General features: G+C 60.5%; 30 protein-coding genes and 1 other RNA gene. 20 read left to right on the top strand and 11 right to left on the bottom strand.

The window, feature by feature from the left end:
- Positions 1-25: 25 nt before the first annotated feature.
- The 7 genes from EV700_RS07225 to panD all read left to right on the top strand — a co-directional run bounded on the left by EV700_RS07225 (position 26) and on the right by panD (position 8,317).
- Positions 26-2,302 carry an ATP-binding protein gene (locus EV700_RS07225; RefSeq protein WP_242610205.1) on the top strand — a complete coding sequence of 759 codons (2,277 nt, stop codon included), beginning with the start codon at positions 26-28 and terminating at the stop codon, positions 2,300-2,302.
- A gap of 2 nt (positions 2,303-2,304) precedes the next feature.
- Positions 2,305-3,729, top strand: a complete 1,425-nt coding sequence (locus tag EV700_RS07220; protein WP_130412229.1) for a sigma-54-dependent transcriptional regulator — start codon at positions 2,305-2,307, stop codon at positions 3,727-3,729.
- Positions 3,730-4,272: 543 nt separating this feature from the next.
- Positions 4,273-5,604 (top strand): polynucleotide adenylyltransferase PcnB, encoded by a 1,332-nt coding sequence (gene pcnB / locus EV700_RS07215; protein ID WP_130412227.1) that lies wholly within the window; start codon positions 4,273-4,275, stop codon positions 5,602-5,604.
- The gene (gene folK / locus EV700_RS07210; protein WP_130412225.1) at positions 5,601-6,104 is read left to right on the top strand and encodes a 2-amino-4-hydroxy-6-hydroxymethyldihydropteridine diphosphokinase; all 504 of its coding nucleotides are present in this window, start codon (positions 5,601-5,603) and stop codon (positions 6,102-6,104) included. The genes pcnB and folK overlap by 4 nt, the downstream gene beginning before the upstream one ends.
- A 17-nt stretch (positions 6,105-6,121) precedes the next feature.
- Positions 6,122-6,916 carry a 3-methyl-2-oxobutanoate hydroxymethyltransferase gene (panB, locus tag EV700_RS07205; RefSeq protein WP_130412223.1) on the top strand — a complete coding sequence of 265 codons (795 nt, stop codon included), beginning with the start codon at positions 6,122-6,124 and terminating at the stop codon, positions 6,914-6,916.
- A 15-nt stretch (positions 6,917-6,931) separates the two neighbouring features.
- Positions 6,932-7,792, top strand: a complete 861-nt coding sequence (gene panC / locus EV700_RS07200; protein WP_130412221.1) for a pantoate--beta-alanine ligase — start codon at positions 6,932-6,934, stop codon at positions 7,790-7,792.
- Between the two features lie 144 nt (positions 7,793-7,936).
- Complete coding sequence (gene panD / locus EV700_RS07195) at positions 7,937-8,317, top strand: aspartate 1-decarboxylase (protein WP_130412219.1); 381 nt, start codon at positions 7,937-7,939, stop codon at positions 8,315-8,317.
- Positions 8,318-8,369: 52 nt separating this feature from the next.
- Here the strand turns inward: panD and EV700_RS07190 are convergent, their stop codons facing one another.
- The 3 genes from EV700_RS07190 to EV700_RS07180 form a co-directional block, all read right to left on the bottom strand.
- Positions 8,370-8,693: a cupin domain-containing protein gene (locus EV700_RS07190; protein WP_130412217.1), complete on the bottom strand. Its 324-nt coding sequence runs from the start codon at positions 8,691-8,693 to the stop codon at positions 8,370-8,372.
- Positions 8,694-9,713: a bifunctional nicotinamide-nucleotide adenylyltransferase/Nudix hydroxylase gene (locus tag EV700_RS07185; protein ID WP_130412215.1), complete on the bottom strand. Its 1,020-nt coding sequence runs from the start codon at positions 9,711-9,713 to the stop codon at positions 8,694-8,696.
- 92 nt (positions 9,714-9,805) lie between these two features.
- Complete coding sequence (locus EV700_RS07180; protein ID WP_242610204.1) at positions 9,806-10,171, bottom strand: Mpo1-like protein; 366 nt, start codon at positions 10,169-10,171, stop codon at positions 9,806-9,808.
- A gap of 80 nt (positions 10,172-10,251) precedes the next feature.
- Here EV700_RS07180 and lptM point away from each other — a divergent pair, with 80 nt between their 5' ends.
- From lptM to EV700_RS07150, 6 genes are read left to right on the top strand one after another with little or no spacing between them, the layout of a single operon-like run.
- The gene (lptM, locus tag EV700_RS07175; RefSeq protein ID WP_130412213.1) at positions 10,252-10,371 is read left to right on the top strand and encodes an LPS translocon maturation chaperone LptM; all 120 of its coding nucleotides are present in this window, start codon (positions 10,252-10,254) and stop codon (positions 10,369-10,371) included.
- A gap of 15 nt (positions 10,372-10,386) precedes the next feature.
- Complete coding sequence (gene lysA / locus EV700_RS07170; RefSeq protein WP_130412211.1) at positions 10,387-11,631, top strand: diaminopimelate decarboxylase; 1,245 nt, start codon at positions 10,387-10,389, stop codon at positions 11,629-11,631.
- A 44-nt stretch (positions 11,632-11,675) separates the two neighbouring features.
- A complete protein-coding gene (gene dapF / locus EV700_RS07165) occupies positions 11,676-12,518 on the top strand; it encodes a diaminopimelate epimerase (protein WP_130412209.1) in 843 nt (280 codons plus the stop codon).
- Positions 12,505-13,437, top strand: coding sequence for a tyrosine recombinase XerC (locus EV700_RS07160; protein WP_242610203.1), 933 nt, complete (start codon positions 12,505-12,507; stop codon positions 13,435-13,437). Before dapF ends, EV700_RS07160 begins: the two co-directional genes overlap by 14 nt.
- Positions 13,434-14,141, top strand: coding sequence for an HAD family hydrolase (locus EV700_RS07155; protein ID WP_130412207.1), 708 nt, complete (start codon positions 13,434-13,436; stop codon positions 14,139-14,141). The genes EV700_RS07160 and EV700_RS07155 overlap by 4 nt, the downstream gene beginning before the upstream one ends.
- Positions 14,138-14,623 carry a YaiI/YqxD family protein gene (locus EV700_RS07150; protein ID WP_130412205.1) on the top strand — a complete coding sequence of 162 codons (486 nt, stop codon included), beginning with the start codon at positions 14,138-14,140 and terminating at the stop codon, positions 14,621-14,623. Before EV700_RS07155 ends, EV700_RS07150 begins: the two co-directional genes overlap by 4 nt.
- A gap of 43 nt (positions 14,624-14,666) precedes the next feature.
- Here the strand turns inward: EV700_RS07150 and EV700_RS07145 are convergent, their stop codons facing one another.
- The 4 genes from EV700_RS07145 to EV700_RS07130 form a co-directional block, all read right to left on the bottom strand.
- On the bottom strand, positions 14,667-14,975 hold the full coding sequence (locus EV700_RS07145; protein ID WP_130412203.1) for a hypothetical protein: 309 nt from the start codon (positions 14,973-14,975) through the stop codon (positions 14,667-14,669).
- Positions 14,976-15,110: 135 nt separating this feature from the next.
- Positions 15,111-16,352, bottom strand: a complete 1,242-nt coding sequence (locus EV700_RS07140; protein WP_130412201.1) for a UbiH/UbiF/VisC/COQ6 family ubiquinone biosynthesis hydroxylase — start codon at positions 16,350-16,352, stop codon at positions 15,111-15,113.
- Positions 16,353-16,387: 35 nt separating this feature from the next.
- Positions 16,388-17,707 (bottom strand): Xaa-Pro aminopeptidase, encoded by a 1,320-nt coding sequence (pepP, locus tag EV700_RS07135; protein ID WP_130412199.1) that lies wholly within the window; start codon positions 17,705-17,707, stop codon positions 16,388-16,390.
- A 12-nt stretch (positions 17,708-17,719) separates the two neighbouring features.
- A complete protein-coding gene (locus EV700_RS07130; protein WP_130412197.1) occupies positions 17,720-18,301 on the bottom strand; it encodes a UPF0149 family protein in 582 nt (193 codons plus the stop codon).
- A gap of 74 nt (positions 18,302-18,375) precedes the next feature.
- Between EV700_RS07130 and EV700_RS17025 the strand changes: the two genes are divergently transcribed.
- The 4 genes from EV700_RS17025 to EV700_RS07110 all read left to right on the top strand — a co-directional run bounded on the left by EV700_RS17025 (position 18,376) and on the right by EV700_RS07110 (position 19,890).
- Positions 18,376-18,693 carry a hypothetical protein gene (locus EV700_RS17025; RefSeq protein WP_242610202.1) on the top strand — a complete coding sequence of 106 codons (318 nt, stop codon included), beginning with the start codon at positions 18,376-18,378 and terminating at the stop codon, positions 18,691-18,693.
- Between the two features lie 17 nt (positions 18,694-18,710).
- Positions 18,711-18,998, top strand: a complete 288-nt coding sequence (locus EV700_RS07120; RefSeq protein WP_130412195.1) for a cell division protein ZapA — start codon at positions 18,711-18,713, stop codon at positions 18,996-18,998.
- Between the two features lie 64 nt (positions 18,999-19,062).
- Positions 19,063-19,265, top strand: a non-coding RNA gene (gene ssrS / locus EV700_RS07115) — 6S RNA.
- Between the two features lies 1 nt (position 19,266).
- Positions 19,267-19,890 carry a 5-formyltetrahydrofolate cyclo-ligase gene (locus EV700_RS07110; RefSeq protein WP_130412193.1) on the top strand — a complete coding sequence of 208 codons (624 nt, stop codon included), beginning with the start codon at positions 19,267-19,269 and terminating at the stop codon, positions 19,888-19,890.
- On the opposite strand, the gene EV700_RS07105 is transcribed toward EV700_RS07110, so the two are convergent.
- Both EV700_RS07105 and EV700_RS07100 read right to left on the bottom strand, forming a co-directional pair.
- Positions 19,869-20,108, bottom strand: coding sequence for a hypothetical protein (locus tag EV700_RS07105; protein WP_130412191.1), 240 nt, complete (start codon positions 20,106-20,108; stop codon positions 19,869-19,871). The two genes, EV700_RS07110 and EV700_RS07105, sit on opposite strands and share 22 nt — an antisense overlap.
- A gap of 152 nt (positions 20,109-20,260) precedes the next feature.
- Positions 20,261-20,917: a histidinol-phosphatase gene (locus EV700_RS07100; protein ID WP_130412189.1), complete on the bottom strand. Its 657-nt coding sequence runs from the start codon at positions 20,915-20,917 to the stop codon at positions 20,261-20,263.
- A 113-nt stretch (positions 20,918-21,030) separates the two neighbouring features.
- Here EV700_RS07100 and rppH point away from each other — a divergent pair, with 113 nt between their 5' ends.
- From rppH to EV700_RS07085, 3 genes are all read left to right on the top strand, one after another.
- A complete protein-coding gene (gene rppH, locus EV700_RS07095) occupies positions 21,031-21,519 on the top strand; it encodes an RNA pyrophosphohydrolase (RefSeq protein ID WP_130412187.1) in 489 nt (162 codons plus the stop codon).
- A gap of 33 nt (positions 21,520-21,552) precedes the next feature.
- Entirely contained in the window at positions 21,553-23,853 is a 2,301-nt protein-coding gene (gene ptsP / locus EV700_RS07090; protein WP_130412185.1) for a phosphoenolpyruvate--protein phosphotransferase, read from the top strand.
- Positions 23,854-23,940: 87 nt separating this feature from the next.
- The gene (locus EV700_RS07085; protein ID WP_130412183.1) at positions 23,941-24,693 is read left to right on the top strand and encodes a class II aldolase/adducin family protein; all 753 of its coding nucleotides are present in this window, start codon (positions 23,941-23,943) and stop codon (positions 24,691-24,693) included.
- 15 nt (positions 24,694-24,708) lie between these two features.
- Here EV700_RS07085 and EV700_RS07080 read toward each other — a convergent pair whose 3' ends face one another.
- Together EV700_RS07080 and EV700_RS07075 are read right to left on the bottom strand one after the other, a co-directional pair.
- Positions 24,709-25,086: a hypothetical protein gene (locus EV700_RS07080; protein ID WP_130412181.1), complete on the bottom strand. Its 378-nt coding sequence runs from the start codon at positions 25,084-25,086 to the stop codon at positions 24,709-24,711.
- Positions 25,083-26,864 carry a clostripain-related cysteine peptidase gene (locus tag EV700_RS07075; protein ID WP_165391367.1) on the bottom strand — a complete coding sequence of 594 codons (1,782 nt, stop codon included), beginning with the start codon at positions 26,862-26,864 and terminating at the stop codon, positions 25,083-25,085. Before EV700_RS07075 ends, EV700_RS07080 begins: the two co-directional genes overlap by 4 nt.
- Positions 26,865-26,954: the final 90 nt, after the last annotated feature.

Raw genomic sequence — 26,954 nt, 5'->3', positions numbered from 1 at the left:
TCCGGACGCCCTGGAACTGCTGTACGTGCCGCTCAAGGAAAGCGGTATCTGGCACAGCATGATCCTGGCCTTCCTCTTTTCCGCTGTGGTCATGCCCTACATGTACCACATGACCTTCACCGAAAACTTCCAGCCGCGTTCGCTGCTGACCGCCAGCTGGGGCCTCCCCTTCTACTTGTTCCTGATTGCACTGACCGTGCCGATCATCCTCTGGTCGGGGATCAAGCTGTCTCTGGTCACCACTCCGGAATATTTCACGATGGGCGTGGCGCTGGCCAGCCAGCAGCCGTGGCTGCCGCTGCTGGTCTTTGTCGGCGGGGTGGCGGCCGCCAGCGGCACCATCATGGTGACCTCGCTGGCGCTGTCCTCGATGGTGCTGAATCATATGGTGCTGCCGTTCACCCAGCCCGCCCCGGAATACAATCTGTATCGCTGGCTGCTGTGGGTGCGGCGCGGACTGATCATCCTGATCACGGTGCTGGCCTACTTGTTTTACAGCCTCTTCACCCGTGACCACAGCCTGACCGAAATGGCGATGCTGACGTTCATCGCCACGCTCCAGTTCGCGCCCGGACTGATCGGTGTGCTGTTCTGGCCGCGCGCCACCCGCGCCGGTTTTGTTTCGGGACTGGTGGCGGGACTATTGCTGTGGTTCGTGGTGCTGGTCATGCCCTACCTGCTGGATCTGCCTGCATTGTTTCCGCATCTGGCGAACTATGACTTCTCCTTTTTTGCCGACCCGGTGTACTGGCACCACGTCGGTCTGGGCAGCACCGTCGTCAATGCCGTGTTGATGGTGGTGGTGTCGCTCACCACCCAGCAAAGCGCTTCGGAACAGATGGCCGCCAACAGTTGTGCGGTCGACAACCTGCGCCGCCCCTACCGCTGGTCGCTGAAAGCCCGCGATGTTGACGACTTCAGCATCGCCCTGACCAAGGCGCTGGGCAACCTGGCCGCCGAACGCGAGGTCAATCAGGCCTTGCATGACCTGTCGATGATCCGTGACGAGAAGCGCCCCTACGCCCTGCGCCGACTGCGCGACCAGATTGAATCAAACCTGTCCGGCCTGCTGGGACCGTCGGTGGCCCATGAAATCCTCGACGCCCACCTGCCCTACCAGATTCGTCCGGAAAACGCGGGCGGCGAAGATATCCATTACATTGAATCACGGCTGGAAGAATACCGGCACAAGCTGTCCGGTCTGGCCGCCGAACTGGATGCCCTGCGCCGTTTCCACCGCCAGACGCTGTATGACCTGCCGATCGGCGTCTGCTCGCTGGGCCGTGATCTGGAAATCCTCAGCTGGAACCGCACGCTGATGGAAATGACCGGCATCTCCGACGAAGACGTGATCGGCTCGCGCCTCAGCAGCCTGCCGGAACCATGGCAACGCCTGCTCAATGACTTCCTGCACAGCCCCAGCGTGCAGCTGTACAACCAGGAAGTCGAAGGTTACGGCCATAACCGCCGCATCAACCTGCATCGCGCCTATATCGGTGAGGACGCCCACAGCGAGGACATGGGCGGCAGCCAGGTGATCGTGCTGGAGGACGTGACCGAACTCGATCGCCTGGAGGCGCAACTGGCGCATAATGAACGCCTGGCCGCCATCGGTCGCCTGGCCGCCGGGGTCGCGCATGAAATCGGCAACCCGATTACCGGGATCGCCTGCCTGGCGCAAAACCTGAAAGCGGAAAGCGCCGAGGATGAAACCCGCGAAGCCAGCGAACAGATCCTGACCCAGACCAAGCGCGTCAGCGAAATCGTGAAGTCATTGGTTGGCTTTGCGCGCGCCGACCAGCAGATCAGCACCTACAGCTATGGCCCGGTCAACCTTTACCACGTCGTCGGGGAAGCGATCCAGTTGTTGATGCTGACCGGCAGCAAGGACTACCATTTCGATAACTTCTGCCCAGAAGACCTGATCGTGCGCGGCAACGGCCCGCGCCTGACGCAGGTGTTCATCAACCTGCTCAACAACGCCCGCGACGCCAGCCCGCCCGGCAGCCATATCCTGGTGGAAGCCCGGCCGAACGGGCCGACGGTACACATTGAAGTCGAGGACTTCGGACACGGACTGCCTGCCGGCACCATCCGCGACAGCCTGTTCGAGCCTTTCGTCACTACCAAGGAAACCGGCAAGGGCACCGGCCTGGGCCTGGCGCTGGTGCACGGCATCATCGGCGAACATGGCGGGCGCATCCAGCTGATGGACAAGGCGGATTATGACCAGGGACATGGCGTTATCGTGCAACTTACCCTGCCCGCCGCCGAGGCGGATGCTGCTACCGGAGAACGCTGAAGGTGAATCATCACATCCTGGTTGTCGAAGACGAAGCCATTATCCGCAGCAGCCTGAAACGGCTGCTGGAGCGCAACGGCTACCGCGTCAGCGAAGCCGGCTCCGTCCGTGAGGCCATCGACAACCACCGCCTGCCCGAGTTCGACCTGGTCATCACCGACCTGCGTCTGCCCGGCGAACAGGGCACCGCGCTGATCGAACTGGCCAAGCCTGCGCCGGTGCTGATCATGACCAGTTTCGGCACACTGAAATCCGCCGTCGACGCCATGAAGCAAGGCGCGGTCGATTACATTTCCAAGCCTTTCGACCATGATGAAATGTTGCTCAGCGTCTCGCGTATCCTGCGCGAACAGAAGCTGAGCAACGAAAACGAAGCCTTGAAGCAGACGGTCGCCGTCCCGGAAAGCGGCATCATCGGCAGTTCGCCCGCCATGCAGGAACTCTTCCGCCGCATCAGCAAGGTAGCGCCGATGTCCTCCACCGTACTGGTGCGCGGCGAATCCGGCACCGGCAAGGAACTGGTGGCGCGTGCGCTGCACCAGCAAAGCCCCCGCCGTGACAACGCCCTGATCTCGGTGAACTGCGCCGCCATTCCGGAGTCGCTGATCGAAGCCGAACTCTTCGGTTATGAAAAAGGCGCTTTCACCGGCGCGAATACCCAGCGCAAGGGGTTGGTGGAAGCTGCCGATGGCGGCACGCTGTTCCTGGATGAAATCGGCGAACTGCCAATGGAAGCTCAAGCTCGTCTGCTGCGCCTGCTGCAGGAAAAGGAAGTTCGCCGCCTGGGCGCCACCCAGACCCGCTTGGTGGATGTCCGGCTGGTGGCCGCCACGCACCGCAACCTGAAGCAGCTGGCTGCCGAAGGCCGTTTCCGGGAAGACTTGTATTACCGCCTGAACGTGGTCGAACTGACGCTGCCGCCGCTGCGCGAACGCGGTGATGACATCATCGAAATTGCCGGGTTCCTGCTGGCCAAGACCTGCGAGCGGTTGAACGTGCGGCCGTTGAGCTTCCACTCCGCCACGCTCACCGCCATGCTGGCCTACAAATGGCCCGGCAATGTCCGCGAACTGGAAAACGCCATCGAGCGCGCTGTCATTCTCGCGGATGACACAGAAATCACGCCCGACCTGCTGGCGATCGAAGTGGATGTGCCCATGCTGGACGAGCCCGGACACCCGTCCTCGCGGCATCACGACACCGTGGCGGAAAACACCCCCAGCCCGGTTTCCGATGTTGCCGAGCCCCCCGCCGGACTGTCGCTCGAAGATTACTTCCAGAGCTTCGTGCTGGCGCATCAGGAACAGATGTCCGAAACCGAACTGGCGCGCAAGCTCGGCATCAGCCGCAAATCGCTGTGGGAACGCCGCCAGCGCCTGGGCATCCCCCGCCGCCGCTCCACCAACGCGCCGGACAGTGACGCCTGAACTGCGTTACACACCGCTGGGGAACGGTAACAGGTGTAACCACACTGTTACCGCTTCACCCGGCTTTGTTACCCTGACATTGTCAGGATGTTACCGGGAACAATTTCCTCACCACCGCCCTGTTCATTCTTTTTCATCAACCCACTGAAATTAAAGCCTTTAAATTATTTTCATGAAGTTGGCACGGCTTCTGCATTATTTATAGCGTGACGCCAACAACCCTAAAAATACGGCGCACTCATAACAAGAACCGAAAACAACAATGACGCATGGCGAACGCCATCCGCATGCTGAGACGATGGCGAATAACAACACCAACGCGCCGATCAGCACTACACAACAAGAAAATCCATCCAAGAAAAACAATAGAGGTCAAAACTAGCGCACGCGGGGACTCCGGTCCCCGCGCCTCCTCTGTCTCCCTTGCCCGCCAGTCCTTTCAAGCACCTCGAACACCATCAATCCGTTACCGGCCCGATACCGTTAAAAACTTGCTATTATTCGGGACTTGATCCACCCCAACGCAGGAAACCTTCCCGTTTCATGAGCAGACACAGCCACCCACTGCAGCCCGTCATTTACCGTGACACCGAGTCCGGTCTGGACATCAACGATTTCAGCGATGCCGCCCACCATGTCGTCAAACAGCTGGATGCGGCCGGTTATGCCGCCTATGTTGTCGGCGGCAGTGTGCGTGACAGCCTGCTCGGCCTGCACCCCAAGGATTTCGACGTCGCCACCAATGCCACGCCTGACCAGATCAAGCACGTGTTCGGCCGTCAGTGCCAGATCATCGGCCGTCGCTTCCTGCTGGCCCACGTCTATCACAACCGCCACATGATCGAGGTCGCCACCTTCCGCGCCCCGCACCATGAAGGCAGCCACGGCCAGACTTCCGACCACGGCATGATTACCCGCGACAATGTCTGGGGCCGCATAGATCAGGACGCCTTACGCCGCGACTTCAGCATCAACGCGTTGTATTACCAGCCGCTCACCGGGGAAATCCTCGACTTCGCCGATGGCATGAAGGACGTGCGCGCGAAAAAACTGCGCATGATCGGGGACGCCGCCGTGCGTTACCGTGAGGATCCGGTGCGCATGCTGCGGGCGCTGCGCTTCGCCGCCAAGCTGGGCTTCTCCCTGGAGAAAGGCACCGCCGCGCCCATCCGCAGCCTGGCCTACCTGCTGGGCAGCATCTCGCACCACCGGCTGTACGATGAAAGCCTTAAGCTGTTCAGCTGCGGCCATCTGGATGTGCTGCTGCCTGGCCTGCAATTCTCCGGATTGCTGTCGCAACTGTTTCCGCACATTCGCGAGAGCGGTCATCTGCCCGCGCTGGTAACGCTGGCCGCGCGCAATACCGACGAGCGCCTGCGTCAGGGCAAGACCGTCAATCCCGCCTTCTTCTACGCCGTGCTGCTGTGGGAACTGCAACAGAACATCCTGCAACAACGACTGGATGCCGGCGAACCGCTGCTGGCCGCTTATCAGCAGGCCGCCATCCAGGCCTTGGGCCAACAGTACCAGCGAACCGCCATTCCCAAGCACGCCAGCCAGACAGTACGCGAGATCTGGGAAATGCAGCCGCGCCTGCAACGCCCGAAGTCGCGTCAGGTGCCGGAACTGATGGCCAGCCCACGCTTCCGCGCCGCCTTCGATTTCCTGCTGCTGCGTGAAATGACCGGCGACAAGAACACCAACGGCATGGCGGTATGGTGGGAGGAATACCAGACCGCCCACGACGACCATCGTGAACAGATGCTGCGCCAGCTTGACCGCCCCGCTTCCAGCAAGCGCAAGCCCGGCAAGAAACAACCGGCGCATGCTGCCGCCCCGGCCGCCCCGGCCGCTCCGGAATCCGGCGAGGCATGAGCTACACCGCCTTCATCGGCCTGGGCGCCAACCTGGGCGATCCCCGACAGCAGCTGATCGAGGCGATTCAATGTCTGAGCGGCCTGCCGCATACCCGTATCACCGGGGTTTCCCGCCTCTACGGCAGCGCGCCGGTCGGCCCGCAGGACCAGCCCGACTACGTTAATGCCGTTGCCCGACTGGAAACCGGACTGACGCCACACCGGCTGCTGGCTGAGCTGCAAGCCATTGAAAACAACGCCGGGCGCATCCGCGAACGGCACTGGGGTCCGCGCACGCTGGATCTCGACCTGCTGCTCTACGCCCGGGATGAAATCCGCACCGCCAACCTGACTGTTCCGCATCTGGAAATGGTCAACCGCGCCTTCGTGCTCGTCCCGCTGCTGGACATCGACCCCGAGGCGGTTTTGCCAAACGGGCTAAAAGCCGCTAGCCTACAGGCCGCCACGCCCGGTCCGGACCTGCACGTCCTGGCCGACTCCGGCTGGTGGCAACCCTGAATCCGTGAGGTGCCCGCATGCCTGTCTCCCTGACCACCCTGCGCGACCTGAAGCAGCGTGGCGAAAAGTTCGCCATGATCACCTGCTACGACGCCATCTTCGCTCAAGCCATGAACCAGTCCGGCGTGGAATGCCTGCTGATCGGCGACTCGCTGGGCATGGTGCTGCAAGGCCATGACTCCACCCTGCCGGTCAGCATGGCCGACATGGTCTATCACACCCACTGCGTCGCGCGCGGCAACAGCCAGTCCTTCATCGTCGCCGACATGCCGTTCATGTCCTATGCCACCGTCAACGACGCGTTGAAGAACGCCGGCGACCTGATGCAGGCCGGCGCCCATGCCGTCAAGCTGGAAGGCGGCGGCTGGTTGGCCGACACCGTCACGCAAATGGCGCGCTGCGGTATTCCCGCCTGCGTGCACATGGGGCTGACACCGCAATCCGTGAACGTCTTCGGCGGTTACAAGGTGCAGGGCCGCTCGGCCGAAGCCGCCGCGAAAATGGTGGAAGATGCACGCCGGCTGGAACAGGCCGGCGCGGCGCTGCTGCTGCTGGAATGCGTGCCGACCCCGGTGGCGAAGCAGGTCACCGAAGCCGTCGGCATTCCGGTGATCGGCATCGGCGCGGGCCCGCACTGCGACGGCCAGGTACTGGTGCTGCACGACCTGCTGGGCATGTATCAAGGCAAGCCCGCCCGTTTCGCCAAGAACTACCTGCAAGGCCGTGACTCGGTGAAGGATGCCCTGACCGCCTATGTGCAGGAAGTCAAGTCCGGCGCCTACCCCGCCCCCGAGCATGGCTTCAGCCAGTAATCCGGAGATCCGCGCATGAGAACAGAACACACCATCCAGGGACTGCGCGAGCAACTGCGCCAGGCCCGCCGTGACGGCAAGACCATCGGCTTCGTGCCGACCATGGGCAACCTGCATGCTGGTCATATCTCGCTGGTGGAACGCGCCAAGGTGCAGTGCGACATCGTCGTCGCCAGTATCTTCGTCAATCCTACGCAGTTCGGTGCGAACGAAGACTTCGGCACCTACCCGCGCACCCTGGAAGCCGACAGCCAACTGCTTTCCGCCGCGCAGTGCGATTTCCTGTTCGCCCCTGCCGCCAGTGAAATGTATGCCAACGACCTGAACCAGAGCACGATTGTCCATGTCGCCGAACTGGGCAAGGAACTCTGCGGCGCGCACCGTCCCGGCCATTTTGACGGCGTCAGCAGCGTGGTCAGCAAGCTGTTCAACATCGTGCAGCCCGATACCGCCTTTTTTGGCGAGAAGGACTTCCAGCAGTTGGCGATCATCCGCCGCATGACCCACGAACTGAATTTCCCAATCACGATTGTGGGCGTCCCTACCGCGCGGGCCGAGGACGGGCTGGCGCTGAGTTCGCGCAACGGCTACCTCAGTGACAGCGAACGCAAGCAGGCGCCGATGCTGTACCGCATGCTTTGCCAGCTGCGCGACGCCATCAGCTACGGCCAGCGTGACTACGCCATGCTGACCGACGCTGCCTGCCTGCACTTGCAAAAATCGGGATTTGAGCCAGACTATGTATCGGTTCGTCGTGCGTCCGACCTGCTGCCCGCCACTGCGGAAGACACCGCGCTGGTGATCCTGGTCGCCGCCCGTCTAGGGAAGACAAGACTGATCGACAACCTGGCGTTTGACCTTCCGGCAGGTGCCTGAAAACACACTTGTTGGACGATATGTATCTTTTTTGGGTTGCGGATGATTGAACCCGAGTAAAGTTTGGGGCAAAATGGCGCGCCATTTCGCCCCTGAAATGGGCTTTTGATATGCCCGCGCTACCCCCACCCGGAGGCCACCGCCATGCAATGCACCATGCTTAAAGCCAAACTGCACCGCGCTTGTGTGACTCATGCCGAACTGGACTATGAAGGCTCCTGCGCCATTGACGGCAATCTGCTCGATCTGGCGGGCATTCTGGAATATGAACAAATCCAGATTTATAACGTCACCAACGGCGAACGTTTCACGACTTACGCCATTCGTGCCGAAGAAGGTTCGCAAATGATTTCGGTGAACGGCGCGGCTGCCCACAAGGCCCGTCCCGGTGATCGTGTCATCATCTGCGCCTACGCCAACTATAACGCCAACGAGCTGATCAATTTCAAGCCGCGTCTGGTGTACTGCAACGCCGACAACACGGTCAGCCATAGCGCCAATGCCATTCCGGTGCAGGTTGCCTGATTAAGCCCCGCAGAATTTCAAAGGCCCGGCCTCTTCGGAAGCCGGGCCTTTTTTATGCGTAAAACACCGCCAGCCATACGGTGACGCCCTCGGGCAGCGTCCAGTCCACCCGGTGTTTTTCCCCCGGCGCAATGTCCACCCATTCTCCCGGTCGCAAATGCACCACCCGTTCACCGTCCTGAAAGCGTAACCGGGCTTCCCCGCTCACCACCATCACCCACTCGGCTTCCGCCTGCTCGTACCAGAAGCCCGCCGGCGAAGGGCACATGCCGCTTGAGACAATCCGCTCGACGCGAACACCCGGTCTGTCCACCAGCGCCTGGAATGACTCCCCTTCCGAATTACCGGCGTGCTCCAGCAGATGGCCAATCCGCATTTACAGCCTCCCGGTCATGACCCGGATAATGTGGTAATGATCCTCGAACATCCGTTCCGGCGTCACCTCGGACAGCGGCACCCAGAACGCCGCGCGCGCATCATCGGCCGCGTTGACCGCCGGTAACCGGGGCATCACCGGCAAGTCATAATGAAACGCATGGGTGATGGTGCGGCCGCGCACCGAACGATAGGGATCGTCAAAGGCCCGCACCCCGGCCAACGACGCCTTCAACAACTCACGCGGGACCTCCAGACAGGTTTCCTCGTTCAGCTCCCGCAGCGAGGCGGACTGCAAGGTTTCTTCCTGATCGAGAAATCCACCGGGCAGCGCCCACTGCCCCACGCCGGGACGCCCGCCGCGCTCAATCAGCAGGATATGGTCATTGCACACCACCACCGCATCCACCGTCACGAAGACCGGCGGATACGGGGCCTTGTTCCACGCGGCCTTGTACTCGCGGACAAACCGCGCTTCCGCCTGCAATTCCGACCAGTGTTTCGTCTGACGGAAATCCTGAAGGAAACGGAGCGCGCCTTCCGGGAAGCGGGACTCATCCACCGCATCGCCGAGCAGATAGGCTGTTCGCAATGGTGTCGCGGAAATGGCGTCGATGTTGTCCACCGGCACACTGCCCCACCCGGGAAAGAGGCTCAGGTAATAGGTGGTGTCATCCTTGTCATGACCGATCAGCCCGACGCGGCTGTCCGACCCGCGCGCCGAGCGTTCCAGCACAATCGCTACCGCCGTGCGGACGTCTTCTACCCAGCGATCGTCGTCATAGAGGCTGTCGCGCAAGGGTTGCAGGTGCACCCGCACTTTCTCATCCTCAGTCAGGCAGGCACGGATCATCGCCATCCGTGCATCGACCGTGAAGGGATTGCGCAGGTTGCGTGACTGACCGGCCGACCCGACCAGCACGATTACCTCACGGGCCTGCCGCAAGGCCTCGCGGATCACCGCCAGATGGGCGACATGGAAGGGCTGGAAGCGGCCGATGAAGACCAGGAAATCGTACAAAACCTTCTCCTGCTGGAAATGAAAACGGCGCTGCCGAAGAGCGCCGGTATGTCTTGCCGTAACGCCGCTGCCGGAGCGGCCGGTTCACGGACTCAGAACGGAATCTTGCCCGTCAACATGTCCTTGTACATCACCCAGTCGCCCATGAAGCTGTAGACCGGATATTTGAAGGTGGCGGGCTTGTTATGCTCGAAGAAGAAATGGCCGACCCAGGCGCAGCCGTAACCGGCGGCAATCCCGGCGGCGACATAGCGTTTCTTGCCGGTCAGCATCGCCGCCCCCAGTCCCGCCAGTCCCAGCGTGCTGCCGACAAAATGCAGACGGCGGCAGGTACGGTTCTCATGTTGGCTGAGGTAAAAAGGGTAGAACTCCTCGAAGCTGTTGAAAACCTCGGGGAAATCCTCGTTCGAGGCGGCGTCGGACACCATCAGTTCGGCGGGATATGCGTGTGAAGTCATGGCCATCTCCTTTTTGTTTTATGGCGGCAATTCCGCTAGCATAGCAGGCTATTTCCGTCTGTCCATGCTGCCCTGAAACCATGCGAATCGCTTTGTTGCTGCTGTCCTTGGGACTGCTCTCCGCCTGCGGCCAGAAAGGGGCGCTTTACCTGCCCGAAAAGCCCGCCCAGGCTCCCGTGCAACCGACGTCCCAACCCTGATTATCCGAGTACGCCATGACCGCCTTTACCTACCGCACCGGCACCCTTTTTGTCGAAAACCTGCCGCTGCAAGAACTTGCTGAACGCTTCGGCACGCCGCTATATGTCTATTCCCGCGCCCAGCTGGAAGCCCATTACCGCGCCTTTGACGAAGCCTTCGCCGACATTCCCCATCAGGTCTGCTATGCCGTCAAGGCCAACTCCAATATCGGCGTGCTGAACGTGCTGGCCCGACTCGGCAGCGGCTTCGACATCGTCTCCGGCGGTGAGCTGGCCCGCGTGCTGGCGGCGGGCGGCGACCCGGCCAAGGTAGTGTTCTCCGGCCTCGGCAAGCAGGAATCCGAAATCGAGGACGCGCTGAAGGCCGGTATCGCCTGCTTCAACGTCGAATCTGACGCCGAACTGGATCGCATCAGCGCCGTGGCGTCCCGACTGGGCCTGACAGCACCGGTGTCACTGCGCGTCAACCCCGACGTCGACGCCGGCACTCACCCCTACATCTCCACCGGCCTGAAGGAAAACAAGTTCGGCATCGCCATTGAAGACGCCATCCGCGTCTATCAGCGCGCGGCATTGCTGCCCGGCCTGAAGATTGTCGGCATTGACTGCCATATCGGCTCGCAGCTGACCACCACCCTGCCCTTCGCCGACGCGCTGGACCGCGTGCTGGCCATGATCGACCAGCTGGCCGAACACGGCATCACGCTGGAACATCTGGATATCGGCGGCGGCCTGGGCGTGCGCTATCGTGACGAAGTGCCGCCGACCCCGGCCGAATACGCCGCCGCGCTACTGCCGCGCCTGAAAACCCGCAACCTGAAGATCTACATGGAACCGGGCCGCGCCATCGCCGCCAACGCCGGGGTACTGCTGACCCGCGTCGAGTTCCTGAAGCCGTCCGCGCACAAGAACTTCGCCGTGGTCGACGCCGCCATGAACGACCTGATCCGTCCCTCGCTGTACAGCGCCTGGATGGACATTGTCGCCGTCACCCCGCGCGACGCCGAACGCGTTCCCTATGACATCGTCGGTCCGGTCTGCGAAACCGGCGACTTCCTCGGCAAGGAGCGCAAGCTGGCGCTGGAGCCGGGCGACCTGCTGTCGGTGATGGGCGCGGGTGCTTACGGCTTCGTGATGAGCTCGAACTACAACACGCGCGGCCGCGCGGCGGAGATCCTGGTGGACGGCAACCATGCCTACACCGTTCGCCGTCGGGAAACGCTGGCGGACTTGCTGGCACTTGAATCCGTGCTGCCTTAAGGCCAATATAGCCGCAACGTCAAGTATTTACAGAGAGTGCCTTTATGCGTCTGGAATTTACCAAGATGCATGGCCTCGGCAACGATTTTGTGGTGATCGACCTGGTCACCCAGCGAGTCCGTCTGGAAGCACCGCAAATCAGACAGATTGCCGACCGCCATTTCGGCGTGGGCTTCGATCAGCTATTGATCGTGGAACCGCCAACGCGTCCCGATGTGGACTTCAAGTACCGCATCTTCAACGCCGACGGATCGGAAGTTCAGCAATGCGGCAACGGCGCGCGCTGCTTCGCCCGTTTTGTGCGTGAGCGCCGCCTGACCCGCAAGAACAAACTGGTGGTGGAAACCGCCAGCGGCATCATCGAGCTGTTCGTCAACGCCAACGGCTGGGTGCGCGTCAACATGGGCGCTCCCCGGCTGGAACCGGCGGAAATTCCGTTCAAGGCCGACCTGCACTGCCAGACCTACGATATCGAGGTCGGCGGCCGCACCCTGGAAATCGGCGCGGTCAGCATGGGCAACCCCCATGCCGTGCTGCTGGTCGACAATGTCGAGACCGCGCCGGTGGAAACCGTCGGCCCGCTGCTGGAAAGCCATCCGCGCTTCCCCGAACGGGTCAATGTCGGCTTCATGCAAGTGGTCGACCGCCAGAACATCAACCTGCGTGTCTACGAGCGCGGCGCGGGCGAAACGCTGGCCTGCGGCACCGGCGCCTGTGCGGCGGTGGTTTCCGGCATCCTGCGCGGCTTGCTGGATGAGCGTGTGCGCGTGAAGCTGCCCGGTGGCGAACTGGACATCCGCTGGCAAGGTCAGGGAGAACCGGTGTGGATGACCGGCCCCACCGCGCGGGTCTTTGACGGTGTGCTGCGCCTCTATGAGTGGCGCTAAGGAGGTTTCCAGTCTGGAAGCGCCGGTGGAGGCTTGGCTGCGCGCCTTGCAGACGCGTCAGGTTTCCGCACACACCCTGGCGGCTTATCGCCGCGACATCGTCAAGATCCAGCGCTTCCTGGCCGAAAGCGGCTGCACCGACTGGGCCGAACTGGACCGCGACCGCCTGACCCGCTTCATCAGCCCACTGCTCGGCACCAACGCCCTGCTGCCCGCCAGCGTGCAGCGGTTGTTGTCGAGCCTGCGCAGCCTGTACGACTGGCTCAACGCTCAGGGACTGGTCAGCCACAATCCCGCGCGCACGTTCAGCATCAAGCGGCCGCCGCGCGAATTGCCGCATGTGATGGAAAGCGACCTCATCAATGCCCTGCTGGACGCCCCCGCGCCCGAAGAGACGGAAGCCGCCCGCCGCTGGAAACGCGATCGCGCCGTGATGGAACTGCTCTATTCCAGCGGCCTGCGGGTCTCGGAACTCAGCCATGTGCGTTTTGAGGACTATGACGCCTCGGGCGGATTGGTCACCGTGCTCGGCAAGGGTCGCAAAACGCGGGTGGTGCCGGTCGGCCGCAAGGCGCGCGAGGCGATTGCTGACTGGTTGCCGGTGCGGGCGCATTATGCCCGTCCGGACAGCGAACGCTGGCTGTTCCTGAACACCCGCGGCGACCGCTTGGGCGAACGCAGCATCCAGCGCGCGCTGGAGGAGCAGGCGCTGCGGGCGGGTATTCCCCAGCACCTGCACCCGCACCTGCTGCGGCACTGTTTTGCGTCACACCTGCTGGAGTCATCGCAGGATTTGCGGGCGGTACAGGAATTGCTGGGTCATGCCAGCATCAGCACCACCCAGATTTACACCCACCTCGACTTCGGACATTTGTCGCGCGTGTATGACCAGGCCCATCCCCGAGCCCGAAAACAATGATCAAGCTGCTGACTTTCGACCTCGACAACACCCTTTGGTCGGTCGACCCCATCATCATCCGCGCCGAAAACGCGATGATGGAATGGTTGTATGAACACTACCCCGAACTGCGATTCCGCATCAGCCTGGTGCAGTTCGAGCAATACAAGAACAAGATCGCCAACGAACACCCCGAAATCAGCCACGACCTGACCGAACTGCGCCTCACCACGCTGCGCCAGGTGCTGGAAGGCCACGTCAAGGGCGATATCCCCGGTATCGTCAAGAAGGCCTATGAGGTTTTCCACGAGCAGCGCAATATCGTGCAGTATTTCCCCTATGCCCGCGAAGTGGTGGAAGACCTGTCCAAGGACTATGCGCTTTACGCGCTCAGCAATGGCAATGCCGATATTCACAAGATCGGCATCGGCCACCTCTTTGAAGAACACTATTCGGCCGGATCGGTCGGCTTTGCCAAGCCGCATCCGGCCATGTTCGAGCGCGCGCTGCAGCACGCTGGCGCCAAACCGCACGAAGCCATCCATATCGGCGATCATCCTATCCAGGATGTCCAGGCAGCGCAGGAAGTCGGTATGAAAACCATCTGGGTCAACTGGTTCAACCATCCCTGGCCGCTGACCAATCCGCCGGACGGCATCATCAGTCATTTTGAAGATCTGCCGCAGGTGATTGCCAAGATCAACGCGTCCCGGAACAAGCGGTGAAAATCTGGGTGGATGCGGACGCCTGTCCGCTGGTGGTCAAGGAAGTGCTGTTCCGTGCGGCGGAACGACTGCAAATTCCCTGCACATTAGTGGCGAACCAGTGGATTCGCACCCCGCCATCGAAAGTGATCCGCGCCATCCAGGTGGAGGCCGGTTTCGATGTCGCGGACAACCGCATTGTGCAGGAATGCAGCGCCGGGGATCTGGTGATTACCGCCGATATTCCACTGGCGGCGGGCGTGGTGGCGAAAAAGGCGTTTGCGCTGAATCCGCGCGGTGAGTTCTACACGCCGGAAAGCATCGGCAACCGGCTAATGATGCGCAACCTGATGACGGAACTGCGGGAAACCGGTCAGGTGCAAAGCTATACGGCCGGTTATGGCCCCAAGGACAAACAGGCGTTTTCCAACCAGCTTGACCGGTTTCTGGCGCGGCACTGGAAAAAACCGGAGGAACGGGAAACAGACCCATCCGACAGTTGAAAGTGATAAAGGCAGCCTCGGCTGCCTTTATCACTTAATTACCCTAAATGGGCTTGGATCCGTAACTGCTCACCGGCTTGCGGGGCGGATCGGATGTTTCATCAGCAGGGACTTCGACAATCTTGCCGCCACGCGACAGGAAGCGTTCCATTTCCTCTTCCAGCTGGCGGCGCAGGGCCTCCTTGCTGGATACCGTCAACGACTCCGCCTCGGCGACATCACTCAACGCACCATCGCTGGCCGGGGCCGCCCCTTCAGCAGGAGCTTCAGCCGGTTCATCGCCGGTATCCGGCTCTTCATCCACCGGATCAGCGGTTTCATCAAACTCATCATCAAAATCGCTGTTAGACATAAAAACCTCGACTGAACAAATACCTGAGGAAGATTCTTACGATTTTACGCGGGAATTACCAGCCTTGAGCTAGGCGACGTTACATGGTAAGGCAACCGGCTGTTGCCTACCTTTTTAGTCACTGACGCCGAAAAATCAAGCGGTCGCCCGATAAATGCCGGGATTACCGGGACAGGCCAGCGCCAATGCGGGTAAATCGCCTTCCAATCCCAGCGCCTGCCGCTCAAAGAAAGCTTTCAGCGGCAGGAAACGATTAACCATGCCCACTCCATCGTTACGCAGCTGGATCAGCCATGGCCAGTGCGCGGCGTAGACCCGTTCCAACCCGGTCATGCTGTGCATGATCAGGGCGTTGTGGCCGCGGCGACGACGCGCATAGCGTCCCAGCACCGCCTCGTGACCCGGCGACAGGCGGCGATCCAGTCCACGCCCGATTTCCTCGGCCAGCACGGCGGCATCCAGAAAGCCCAGGTTCACGCCCTGCCCGGCCAGCGGATGGATGTTATGCGCGGCGTCGCCTATCAAGGCGAGGCCAGGCAAGGTATAGCGCTCGGCATGACGCGCCACCAACGGAAAGGCAAAGCGGCGATCGGCCCACTCCACGGTTCCCAGCGAATCCCCGAATGCGGTGGTCAGTTCCCGGCAAAAGGCCTCGTCTTCGAGCTTGAGGATGGCATCCGCCCGCTCGTGGATCGCCGACCAGACAATGGAGCAAAGATGAGGATCGGGGAGCGGCAGGAAAGCCAGCGGGCCGGTCTTGAGGAATATCTGTCGCGCGGTGGCGTCATGCGGACGCGACGTGCGCACCGTGCAGACAATCGCCTTCTGATGGTAGTCCCAGACATCCATCGACAGCGGCGCCAGCCGCCTGACCGCCGATTGCGCGCCGTCCGCTCCCACCACCAGCCTGGTTTCAATGACTTCACCGGAGTCCAGTTGTACCCGCCAATGCGAACTGTAACGTTCCAGACCGGTCACCCTGGCCGGAGCCAACAGGCGGACGCGCGGACCTTCCAGCGCCGCCGTGGTCAGCGCCCACTGCATCAGCCGGTTTTCCACCAGACAACCCAAGTGGCTTTCCCCGATATCGGCAGCGGCAAACGCCAGCTCCGCGCGCCCTTCCTCTTCGCGCACTTCCATGCGGGTATAGGGGGAATGACGGACGGCCGTGACTTTCTCCCAGGCTCCGACATGGCGGAACATATTTTCGGAAGCGCGGGAAATGGCGGAAACGCGGGGCTCATAGGGATCTTGCGGAGCCGGAGGCGTCACGACGGCCGTGTCGATCAGCAGGATATCCAGGTCCCGATCCTTGAGGGCGGCGGCCAGCAGACTGCCCACCATGCCCGCCCCGACAATCACGATATCAGCTTTCACTCGCCCTTCCCGCCTGTTGTGGAAATGCCGTCGGGTCAGCCCCGCATTACCTGTTCGATGTCGGCCACATACTTCGGCGCGGCCAGCGTCAGGATTTCATGGCCCTGGCGTGTCACCAGGATGTCATCCTCGATGCGCACGCCGATGCCGCGCCAGCGCGGATCCACTGTTTCGCAATCCGGCGCAATATACAATCCGGGCTCGATGGTCAGCACCATGCCCGGCTCCAGCTGCCGCCATTCCTCGGCAATCTTATAATCACCCACGTCATGCACATCCATACCCAGCCAGTGGCCTGTGCGGTGCATGAAGAACTCGCGGTACAACGCCTTCTCGATGTTCTCTTCGTAACTGCCCTTCAGCAGCCCGAGATCCAGCAGACCCCGGGTCAGGATATCCACCACCACTTCATGCGGCTTGTTCCAGTGGTTGTCCGGATGCACGCTTTCAATGGCGGCCTCCTGCGACGCCAGCACCAGTTCATAGATGGCTTTCTGCTCGCCGCTGAAACGGCCGTTGACCGGGAAGGTCCGGGTAATGTCGGCCGCATAGTGATCCAGCTCGCCGCCCGCGTCGATCAATACCAGATCGCCAGCCTGCATCTGCCGGCGGTTTTCCACATAATGCAGGATACAAGCGTTGCTGCCGGAACCGACGATGGTGTTATAGGCCGGCGCACTGCAACCGTTACGGTAGAACTCGTGCAGGATTTCCGCTTCCAGTTCGTATTCAAACAGGCCGGGCCGGGCTTTCTGCATGGCGCGGATATGCGCCTGCGCGGAAATGCTGCCTGCACGGCGCATCACGTTCAATTCATCGGCGCTCTTGTACAGGCGCAGTTCGTGCAGCAGGTGGCTGAGCATCAGGAACTCACCCGGCGCCTTCACGCCCTGACGTGCGCGTCCCTGCAAATGCGCCACCCAGTTCATCACGCGGGTATCAAACTCATGCTGGGCGCCCAGGTTGAAGTAAACCTTCTTCTTACCTTCCATCAGGCCGGGAATGATTTCATCCAGTTTGGCGATGGGATAGGCGTCATCGGCCCCGTAAAGCTCAATGGCCCCCTCCACCCCGGCGCGGTAACCGTCCCAGATTTCCCGTTCGCGATCGCGTTCACGGCAAAAGAGGATGAACTCGCCCTGCGGCCGGTTCGGGATAATGCAGATCACCGCTTCCGGTTCGCCGAAACCGGACAGGTAATAGAAATCACTGTCCTGGCGGTAACGGTAATCGGCGTCGCGATTACGGACGGCCTGCGGCGCGGCGGGCAGGATGGCGATCGAATCGGGGCCCATCCACTCCATCAGGGAAGCGCGGCGCTGGGCGAATAACGATTTGGGCAACAGGGAGTTCATGGGCGTCTGCGATCAGTGCAATTGTTCGTGGGCGGGACGATGCTCTTCCGTCGGGGACATTTCCTCAAAGAGATGAATGGCCGCCAGGCGGACAAACTCGTAAATCTCCATGAAGTCCTGTTCATCCTCTTCATTCGCCGCACCGCCCTCGCTGCTGACGTTGGCAATATGCACCAGATCCTGCAAGGTCTCCTGGATATCCCCTTCCCGCAGGCGGAGATCGTCGCCGCGCACCGCCAGGCCGAAACCGGCGAGCAGGCCCTGGCACCAGTCGGCCAAACCTTCGAGGCGCTCCGACAACGCAGCATCATCGTCCGGCACCAGCGGTTTGAAGTCCAGATCGCTGGCTCCCAGCGTCTCCAGCGACTTCAATTGCAGTTGCCACAAAGCCGCGACCAGATTGTCGTCGAAGGCCTGGTCGGTCTCGGTATGGGCCTCCAGCATCTTGACCAGTTGCTGGCGATTGAAGCGCACGCCGCCGGCCAGCAGGCCGGTCATGACCCCGTGAATTTCGGGTGCGGAACAATTCAGTTGCAAATCTTGTAACAACTGGTTTAATTCCGGCAAAGAAGGGGCATTTGCAGCTGGATGCATGATAAATCCCGATTGACCCTGATTGATTTAAAAAACTATATTAGCCGCCAAACTCCCCGAGTGCGACTGAAAAAATGCTTGAACAAGAACTCCGCACACTAAACGCCCGCATTGACAGCCTGATCCAGAAACTCCAGGTCGTCACTGCCGAAAATGCCCGGCTTCGTGCAGCCGCCGGCGAAGTCCAGAACCTGCGCAACGCCGCCAGCGGCGAGGTTCAGGAACTGCGTTCAAAGGTAGAAGCTTTGAATGCCGAAAACAATAGCCTCCGGGCAAAGGAAGCAGCCCTGGCCGGCGAGCGCGACGAACTCTCGCGCAAGAACGACCTGGCCCGCGCCCGCGTGGAAGCCATTATCCTGCGCCTTAAGGCCCTGGAAACTCCTGAAGCCTGAGCACGAGAGTCATTGACATGTCGGTTGAAACCGTTGAAGTAAACATTCTGGACAAGATCTACCGTATCAATTCCCCCGCCAGCGAGCAGGCCACCCTCAAGCAGGCGGCTGAGTACCTGGACAAGAAAATGCGGGAAATCCGCAACGCGGGCAAGAACATGGAAACCGAGCGCGTCGCCGTGCTGGCCGCCCTCAATATCTGCCATGAACTGTTCACGCGCGGAAAGCAGGCCGAAGACACGTCCAAGTTCGCCCAAGCCCTGCAACTGCTGATCGGAAAAATCGACCGTGTGATCGCAAGCTGACCGGTTGAGTTGGTAATAAAACATTTCAGGCATTGCATCACCTAATGCCTGCGGTATACTGAAGCCATCTCTAGGATGCATGCCAACCTATCGCGTCCCCTGAGCCGATATCATCTCCATGGGAAGCGGTACTGATGTGGTTGTGAGCCGTCTGTCGCAGCGTCCGGTTCGTCCGGGGCCCGCAGAAAGCCTGATACCGCATACTGGCTTCCCCCTTGAACCTTTGGGTTCAAGGGTCAAGATGGGTAGCGGCATTCTGGAGCCTGAATTGTACACTGCACAGCGGGACGCCCTTCGTAAGCAATTACGCCAACTGCGCCGTTCTCTGTCCAAGCAGCAACAGTCTGCAAACGCCCGACTCCTTGTCGGGCGTTTGCGTTTCTGGGCGCCGTTCCGGCAAGCCCGTCGAATCGCCTTCTATCTCCCGGTCAACGGCGAGATCAGCCCCCTCCCCCTCATTCACTTGGCTCGGCATCTGGGCAAAACCTGTTTTTTGCCGGTCATACGCCTTTTCCCGACCGGCAAGCTGATTTTTGTGCGGTACCGGCCTGGCCAACGCCTGTTTCGGCAACGCTGGAACATTCGTGAGCCGCGGCAAGGTCGCGGATGTGCGGCCAATACTCTGGATATGATCTTCATGCCGTTGACCGGTTTTGACGGAGAAGGCAACAGACTGGGTATGGGAGGGGGGTATTACGACCGCACACTGGCCGGGATCGCCAACAGGGCTTTTCGCGTCGGACTGGCGCATGACTGCCAGAAGGTCGTCAGCGTACCGTCATGTCCTTGGGACATTTCCCTGCATGCTGCGGCAACACCGTCCGGCCTGGAGGAATTCGGCTCAAGACCGAGCCGACGCCTGACGCCGCGTCAGCGGAAAAACTCCGGATAACGCAGACGGCGGGCGGCATCACGTACTTCACGGTCCGAAATGGTTTCAGCAAAATCCAGGACGGCGTTGGCATAATCCTTGTTCTGCCGGAACCATACCAGGTCGATCACACGGCCGCTGGCGCGGCGCAACGCCACATAAAAGCGGGTCTGCAGGATGAAATCTTCTGAATTTTCTGCCGAATCGCCTGCCCTATCCAGACTCTGGGTCATGGCCATGTCCGTTCTCCGCTCAGCACTGATTGCCTACTTGTGCAAAAAGTAGCAAAGCAGCTGTCCGGATTGAGAACGATAATGTCCGACAATCAATCAATCAATCACACTACAGGACGAATGCCCGGAACTGGCCGACCAAAGGTCGTCGGAACGACTTATGTCCGCAAATCCAGCACTGGCCAGCCCTGCCGTACCGCATGGGCATGCAGCACTTCATCCGGATTGACGGCCACCGGCTTGTTCACGACCTCCAGCAGGGGAAGATCGTTACGGGAATCCGAATAGAACCAGGTTTCACTAAAAACCCGGCCCTGCTGCTGCAACCAGTCCTGATAACGGCTGATCTTGCCTTCCTTATAACAAGGAACGCCTTTCACTTTGCCGGTGTAGCGTCCATCAACCTGTTCAGGCTCGGTAGCCAGCAACTGGTCGATACCGAAGGCAATGCCGATCGGTTCGGTAATGAATCGGTTGGTGGCGGTGATAATCAGCAGCGCATCCCCCTGTCTGCGGTGGCTGTCCACCAGCGCCTGCGCCTTGGGCAGCATCATCGGCCGGATGACCGTCGCCATGAAGTCATCATGAAGCCGTCGCAGGGTTTCTGCATCATGAAGGGCCAGAAAGGAAAAGACGAACTCGCTGTAAGCGATGATATCGAGCTTGCCCTCGCAATAATCGGCATAGAAACGGTCGTTTTGCGCCTTGTAGAAAACCGGGTCCACCAGCCCCCGCTGAACCAGGAACTCCCCCCAGGCATGGTCGGAATCCCCGGCCAGCAAGGTGTTGTCGAGATCAAAAATCGCCAGTCTCATGTTTTTCCGCTGAATGTTCACACAATTGCCAAATGATAACAGATAAGGCTTGCCGCCTTGCGCCGGTATGGGTTATCAATAGCGCAAGTCTTTATATTTTTTAGGTATTCACCGTGATTGACGCTGAAGGGTTCCGACCCAATGTCGGCATCATCATCGCCAACGATGAAGGACAGGTTTTGTGGGCCCGGCGCAACGGCCACGATGCCTGGCAGTTCCCACAGGGCGGCATCAACGCCGGCGAGTCCCCGGAACAGGCGATGTATCGAGAGTTGTGGGAGGAAGTGGGGCTGGAAAAGCAGGATGTGCGTATCCTGGCGCAAACCCGGGGCTGGCTGCGCTACCGTCTGCCCCGCCGTTATATCCGCCATGATTCCGCTCCGGTTTGCATCGGCCAGAAGCAGAAATGGTTCCTGCTGAAGCTGGCGTCCAAGCCGGAGCGTATCCGCTTGGACAGCTGCCGCCCCGCCGAGTTTGATGACTGGCGCTGGGTCAGCTACTGGTTTCCGCTGAACCAGGTGGTCTCCTTCAAGCGCGAAGTCTATCGCAAGGCCCTGCTGGAGCTGGCTCCGCGCATTCCTTCGACCCACGACGCCGGTTAACCCGGCCGCCAAGCATTCACAAGGGGATGACGCATGCTCGACATACTTCGCAAGATCGTCCAGGAGGTGGACTCCGCCTCCACGCTGCTGTCGGCGCTGGATGTGATTGTCGAAAATGTCCAGGATGCCCTGAACACAGAAGTCTGCTCGATTTACCTGCTGGATGAGCGCAGCAACCGCTATGTCCTGATGGCCACCCGCGGCCTGAATCCCGATGCGGTTGGCGTTGTATCGCTCGGGCTTTCCGAAGGTCTGGTAGGCCTGGTCGGGCAACGTGAAGAGCTGATCAATCTGGAAGAGGCGGCCGCCCACCCCAAATACCGCTACCTGCCTGAAACCGGGGAGGAGCGCTATAACTCATTCCTTGGCGTGCCCATCATGCACCGCCGCAAGGTGCTGGGCGTACTGGTGGTGCAGCAGCAGGACAAACGCCGTTTCGGCGAATCCGAAGAGGCCTTCCTGGTCACCCTCTCCGCCCAGATTTCCGGGGTGGTGGCTCATGCCCGCGCGCTGGGCCAGCTCGACAACCTGCATGCCCCCAAGAACGTCAACAGCCCGCGCATTTTTCAGGGCGTTGCGGGCGCCAGCGGCATTGCCATGGGGCGTGCGGTCGTTATCTATCCGCCCGCTGACATCGACTCGGTTCCCGACCGCGCGGTGGAAGACATTGACAGCGAACTGACGCAGCTCAACCAGGCTTTGAATGCAGTCCGCGCCGAAATGCAGATGCTCGGCAACAAGATGACCGAATCGCTCATGCCGGAAGAGCGCGCCCTGTTCGATGTCTATCTGCGCATGCTGGATGACAACGCGCTTGGCGGGGAGATCGTCGAGAAGATTCATGCCGGGAACTGGGCCCAGGGCGCGCTGCGTGGCGTTATTGATGAACACATGCAAAGCTTTGCGGCTATGGACGACCCTTACCTGCGCGAGCGCATGGCGGATGTCCGTGATCTGGGACGCCGCATACTTGCCCACCTGCAACGGCAAACCAGTACGACCAGCCGCGATTTCGCGGAACACAGCATCCTGATCGGTGAGGAGATCTCCACCGCGACGCTGGTGGAAATCCCGATTGAGAGTATTGCCGCCATTGTCACCACCACCGGGGCCGCCAATTCGCACATGGCCATCGTGGCGCGCGCGCTGGGCATTCCCACCGTGGTCGGCGTCGCCGAATTACCGGTGACCAGCCTTGACGATGCCGAAATGATCGTCGATGCCTACCAGTCCCGTGTGTATGTCCATCCCTCACGGGAGTTGCGCAAGCGCTACAAGGAAATCATCCGGGAAGAACGGCAACTGGTGGCAGGCCTGGACGCCTATCGCGATCTGCCCGCCGAGACTCCGGATGGCCACAAGGTCGTACTGTACGTGAATACCGGCCTGATGGCGGATGTGGCCCGCGCCCGTGACCGCGGAGCGGAAGGCGTCGGCCTCTATCGCAGCGAAATCCCGTTCATGCTGCGCGACCGTTTTCCCAGCGAGGAAGAACAACGCACCATCTATCGGCAGCAGTTGGCAGCCTTTGAACCGCGTCCGGTCACCATGCGAACGCTGGATATCGGCGGCGACAAGGATCTCCCCTACTTCCCGATCAACGAAGTCAATCCGGCGCTGGGCTGGCGCGGCATCCGGATTACTCTGGATCATCCGGAAATCTTCCTGGTGCAGATGCGCGCCATGCTGAAGGCCTCCATCGGTCTCAACAACCTGCAGATCATGCTGCCGATGGTGTCCTCGGTATTCGAGATCGAAGAGGCCCAGCATCTGGTGCATCGGGCGCTGACCGAGGTTCAGGAAGAAGAGAAAGTCGAGATTCCGATGCCCAAGCTGGGCATCATGATTGAGGTTCCCGCCGCGCTGCTGCAGATTCGCGATCTGGCCAGTCTGGTGGATTTCGTGTCGGTCGGCTCGAATGACCTGACCCAGTACCTGCTGGCGGTCGACCGCAACAATTCACGCGTGGCCGACCTGTATACCCCCTATCACCCGGCTGTGCTGCGGGCCTTGCAGTACATCGTCAACGAATGCCACGCCATCGGCAAGACCGTTGGCATCTGCGGTGAAATGGCCGGTGACCCGGGTACGGCGATCCTGCTCATGGCGATGGGTTTTGACTCACTGAGCATGAGCGCCAGTAACCTGCTGAAAATACGAAAGGTAGTGCGCACCGTGCCATTGGCCACCGGCAAACGGCTGCTGACCCAGGCGCTCGGCGTTGATAACGCCGCCGTCATTCGCAGCATGATGGAACTGGAGCTGAATAATCTGGGGCTGTGGGATATTGTGCGCCCGACACAACGCCCGGTTGGCGGCAAACTGCCCAGTTGAACCGGGATTGTCCCCTGGCTGGGAATGCCTTCCAGAAAGGGCGGCACTGACTCATCAGCCCCTGTTTTTCACCAAGAGCAATGCCCCATGACGGATTCCCTGCAAAACCTTGTTTCCCCCGAAGAATGGCAAGCCCGCATCGATCTGGCCGCCGCCTACCGGCTGGTTGCGCTCTACGGCTGGGATGACCTGATCTTTACCCATATCTCCATCAAGATTCCCGGTACCGAGCACTTCCTCATCAACCCGTACGGCATGATGTTTGAGGAAATCACGGCATCCTCGTTGGTGAAGATCAATCTTTCGGGCGAAAAGGTTTCGGAGTCGCCCTACCCCGTCAACCCGGCCGGTTTTACCATCCACAGTTGCGTGCATGCCGCCCGCCACGACGCCCAATGCGTGATGCATACGCACTCAATCAACGGTGTTTCGGTCTCCGCCCAGAAGAACGGCGTCCTGCCGCTCTCCCAGCAATCCTTCTTCGTGCTGTCCTCGCTCGCTTATCATGATTACGAAGGGGTAGCTTTGCTGGAGGACGAAAAGCCGCGTTTGGTGCATGACCTGGGTGACAAGCGATTCCTGATGCTGCGCAATCACGGATTGCTGACGGTCGGCTCCTCCGTCGCTGAGGCCTTTTTGGGTATGTATATCTTTGAAGCAACCTGCATGATTCAGGTTCGCGCCCAGTCCGGCGGTGGCGAGCTGGTGCTTATTCCGCAGAAAATTCTGGATATGGCTCCGGCGCAGATCACTCAGGTCACTCTTGGCATGGGCGGGTCACTGGCCTGGCCCGCGTTGTTGCGCAAGCTGGACCGCGTCAATCCGGGATACCGCAGCTGAGGGAAAGCGACCGATTCAGGGCGCGTCCAGATACCAGACGCCTTCAGGCGTTACCCGGACAACCCCGTTAACCTTGACCAGACGCGGTTTATCTCCGTCGGCGCGGGGTTCGGGATGCGGGCCATGCACATAGAGGCACTTGCCGCCGTCCTGTAAATGCCAGTCCGACCGGCTGACCGGAGGGGCTGACCGGCACTCCCCCTGCCAGCCTGCGTCAAAGCCCCGCACCTGAACCACCATGCCCTGATACCGTTTGGCGGTTGCCAGCAAGCCCGGCACGGTCAGTACAACCGGTGACTTCATGGCCTCGGACGTTCCCGGTCCCTGCGTCGCTTCACAGGCTGAGAGCAGGCCCGCCATCAGGACGGTCATGGTAACAAGGATGCGATTCATGATGAGGCTCCTGTCCGGCGTTGTGCTTGCATGCGCTTGAGTTTGGCGCGGCGCTCGTTGAAACGCACCACGACCGTCTTGCCATTCGGCAGACGGTAAGACTTACTGATCGACGCCCCCCCCAAGCTACGGGTGACGCCGCCCGGAAACCACCAGTCCGCATAGCTTCCCGCCGCGATGCCGGCGTCATTCAACGGGCTGCTTCCTGCCGGAGCATACGCCAATCCGGCAACAGGCAGTGTCAGACTCCCCACTTGGTGCTCCGCGGTCGAAGCATCGGCATAAAACAAATTGGCTGTGGTCGGTTTGGCGCCCGAATAATAATTGACATAGACTTCGTAATCGCCCTTCTGCACCTGTTCATCCGCCACGTAGCCTTCCATCGCCAATCCGCTTTCACTGGAATCCGGCGTAAAGAAGCCATTAGGCGTGCGAACCCCCATATACGGAGCATATAAATCTTCGGGCTCATAAACATAGAGATCCAGATCCACGGCCGGATCATCCCAGCGCAACGTGAACGCGAAATTACCCGGAACCTTTTCAAGCATGGCTCCGGTGTCACCGCTCACCATCAGGTTAACGAAGTCATGCCACGCGGTTTTGCCATTGAGATTACTGGTTTGCACGTCGTATAACAGCAATTCATCCTGCGTGATCTGGGAGTTGCTGGGCAGGAAGATGGCAATACCCCGGGAGCGCCCGATGGGGTTAACCGCCGATTGGGCATAAAACTGATTATCGACCACCGTGTTTTTCACGGCCTGCCGAACATCGTCGATCCGGGAAAGGAAAACCGGGTCCGCCTTGACCGAAGTCTGGGCGCTTAACTGATCCAGAAAATCGACCAGATCATGGCTATGCTTGTTTTCGTAGGCCACGCTGGCGGCACGGGCCGCCTGCAAGGCAACCCGTTGGTCGTTGATATGATCGGCGGCATAGCGGGCAAACGCCTCGACGGTGTCTTGCAAGGCGGGGATAGACGGTATATGCAGAACAGACTTGGTCACAGCATCGGAGCGCGCCGACCCGGTTGCGTAGAATTGCCGATAGGCGGTCACCGTCGTTTTGGCCAGGTCCACGGCGGACATATCCGGTCTGGCCTGCAATTGGGCAAGCTGCGACTGATAATCATCGCCATCACCCGGCTCGACTTCCTCGGAGGCCGCCATGTAATCCACCAGCCCGATAAAGGCATGGGCGACTTCGTACATGCTCATCAGGCAGGCGTCAAAATCCAGAACGCTGATCGGCACGCCGGAATCACGAATAGCCTTGGCGATATCGGGAACCGACATGAAACTGCCCGAGGTATCATCCGCCAGCGCGCCACGCGTGATAAGACCGCCGGTGGAACGTCTTACTTTCCAGCCATCGCCGTGTGACCAGAGCACCAGCGCATAATGTTTGGCCGGATAGGTTTGCTTGGCCCATTGAATGAACGCCGTCAGGGTTTCCGGTTTACCCATATCCAGATTGGAACCCATGCTGTTCAGGGTACTGCTGATGAATGCAGGATCCGCATCCTTGGTGATGCGGCCACGGACGGTCGGCAACGTGGAGATTGAAGCGGTGGGCAATATTGGATTCAGGATATCGAGGGGAATGCCATCACGGGACGATGATTTCGTCACACCCGGCACATTTGGCGTGTATTGCGGGCTGAATTCCGCTTGAACCACCACGTTAACCTTGGCGGACGAACCCACGGCTTCCATTTCGTTGATATCGGCAATGGCTGACGCGGAAAGATTATTGTCACCCGCGATATAGACCATGTAGGTCCATTCGGCCTCCCCCGTGGGTGAAGGCGTATTTCCGGCGAGGGGATCACCGCCGCCACCACCACAGGAAGCCAGCAGCAGACT

It is taken from the genome of Fluviicoccus keumensis, from assembly GCF_004217445.1.
Classification (GTDB): domain Bacteria; phylum Pseudomonadota; class Gammaproteobacteria; order Pseudomonadales; family Moraxellaceae; genus Fluviicoccus; species Fluviicoccus keumensis.
This window is presented reverse-complemented; position numbering and strand designations above follow the sequence as displayed.

Excerpts from the sequence above, each read along its gene's own strand:
- pcnB (WP_130412227.1), top strand. The coding sequence starts at position 4,273 with ATGAGCAGACACAGCCACCCACTGCAGCCCGTCATTTACCGTGACACC.
- folK (WP_130412225.1), top strand. The coding sequence starts at position 5,601 with ATGAGCTACACCGCCTTCATCGGCCTGGGCGCCAACCTGGGCGATCCC.
- panB (WP_130412223.1), top strand. The coding sequence starts at position 6,122 with ATGCCTGTCTCCCTGACCACCCTGCGCGACCTGAAGCAGCGTGGCGAA.
- panC (WP_130412221.1), top strand. The coding sequence starts at position 6,932 with ATGAGAACAGAACACACCATCCAGGGACTGCGCGAGCAACTGCGCCAG.
- panD (WP_130412219.1), top strand. The coding sequence starts at position 7,937 with ATGCAATGCACCATGCTTAAAGCCAAACTGCACCGCGCTTGTGTGACT.
- EV700_RS07190 (WP_130412217.1), bottom strand. The coding sequence starts at position 8,693 with ATGCGGATTGGCCATCTGCTGGAGCACGCCGGTAATTCGGAAGGGGAG.
- EV700_RS07180 (WP_242610204.1), bottom strand. The coding sequence starts at position 10,171 with ATGACTTCACACGCATATCCCGCCGAACTGATGGTGTCCGACGCCGCC.
- lptM (WP_130412213.1), top strand. The coding sequence starts at position 10,252 with ATGCGAATCGCTTTGTTGCTGCTGTCCTTGGGACTGCTCTCCGCCTGC.
- lysA (WP_130412211.1), top strand. The coding sequence starts at position 10,387 with ATGACCGCCTTTACCTACCGCACCGGCACCCTTTTTGTCGAAAACCTG.
- dapF (WP_130412209.1), top strand. The coding sequence starts at position 11,676 with ATGCGTCTGGAATTTACCAAGATGCATGGCCTCGGCAACGATTTTGTG.
- EV700_RS07160 (WP_242610203.1), top strand. The coding sequence starts at position 12,505 with ATGAGTGGCGCTAAGGAGGTTTCCAGTCTGGAAGCGCCGGTGGAGGCT.
- EV700_RS07155 (WP_130412207.1), top strand. The coding sequence starts at position 13,434 with ATGATCAAGCTGCTGACTTTCGACCTCGACAACACCCTTTGGTCGGTC.
- EV700_RS07145 (WP_130412203.1), bottom strand. The coding sequence starts at position 14,975 with ATGTCTAACAGCGATTTTGATGATGAGTTTGATGAAACCGCTGATCCG.
- pepP (WP_130412199.1), bottom strand. The coding sequence starts at position 17,707 with ATGAACTCCCTGTTGCCCAAATCGTTATTCGCCCAGCGCCGCGCTTCC.
- EV700_RS07130 (WP_130412197.1), bottom strand. The coding sequence starts at position 18,301 with ATGCATCCAGCTGCAAATGCCCCTTCTTTGCCGGAATTAAACCAGTTG.
- EV700_RS17025 (WP_242610202.1), top strand. The coding sequence starts at position 18,376 with ATGCTTGAACAAGAACTCCGCACACTAAACGCCCGCATTGACAGCCTG.
- EV700_RS07120 (WP_130412195.1), top strand. The coding sequence starts at position 18,711 with ATGTCGGTTGAAACCGTTGAAGTAAACATTCTGGACAAGATCTACCGT.
- EV700_RS07105 (WP_130412191.1), bottom strand. The coding sequence starts at position 20,108 with ATGGCCATGACCCAGAGTCTGGATAGGGCAGGCGATTCGGCAGAAAAT.
- EV700_RS07100 (WP_130412189.1), bottom strand. The coding sequence starts at position 20,917 with ATGAGACTGGCGATTTTTGATCTCGACAACACCTTGCTGGCCGGGGAT.
- ptsP (WP_130412185.1), top strand. The coding sequence starts at position 21,553 with ATGCTCGACATACTTCGCAAGATCGTCCAGGAGGTGGACTCCGCCTCC.
- EV700_RS07085 (WP_130412183.1), top strand. The coding sequence starts at position 23,941 with ATGACGGATTCCCTGCAAAACCTTGTTTCCCCCGAAGAATGGCAAGCC.
- EV700_RS07080 (WP_130412181.1), bottom strand. The coding sequence starts at position 25,086 with ATGAATCGCATCCTTGTTACCATGACCGTCCTGATGGCGGGCCTGCTC.
- EV700_RS07075 (WP_165391367.1), bottom strand. The coding sequence starts at position 26,864 with ATGGTCTATATCGCGGGTGACAATAATCTTTCCGCGTCAGCCATTGCC.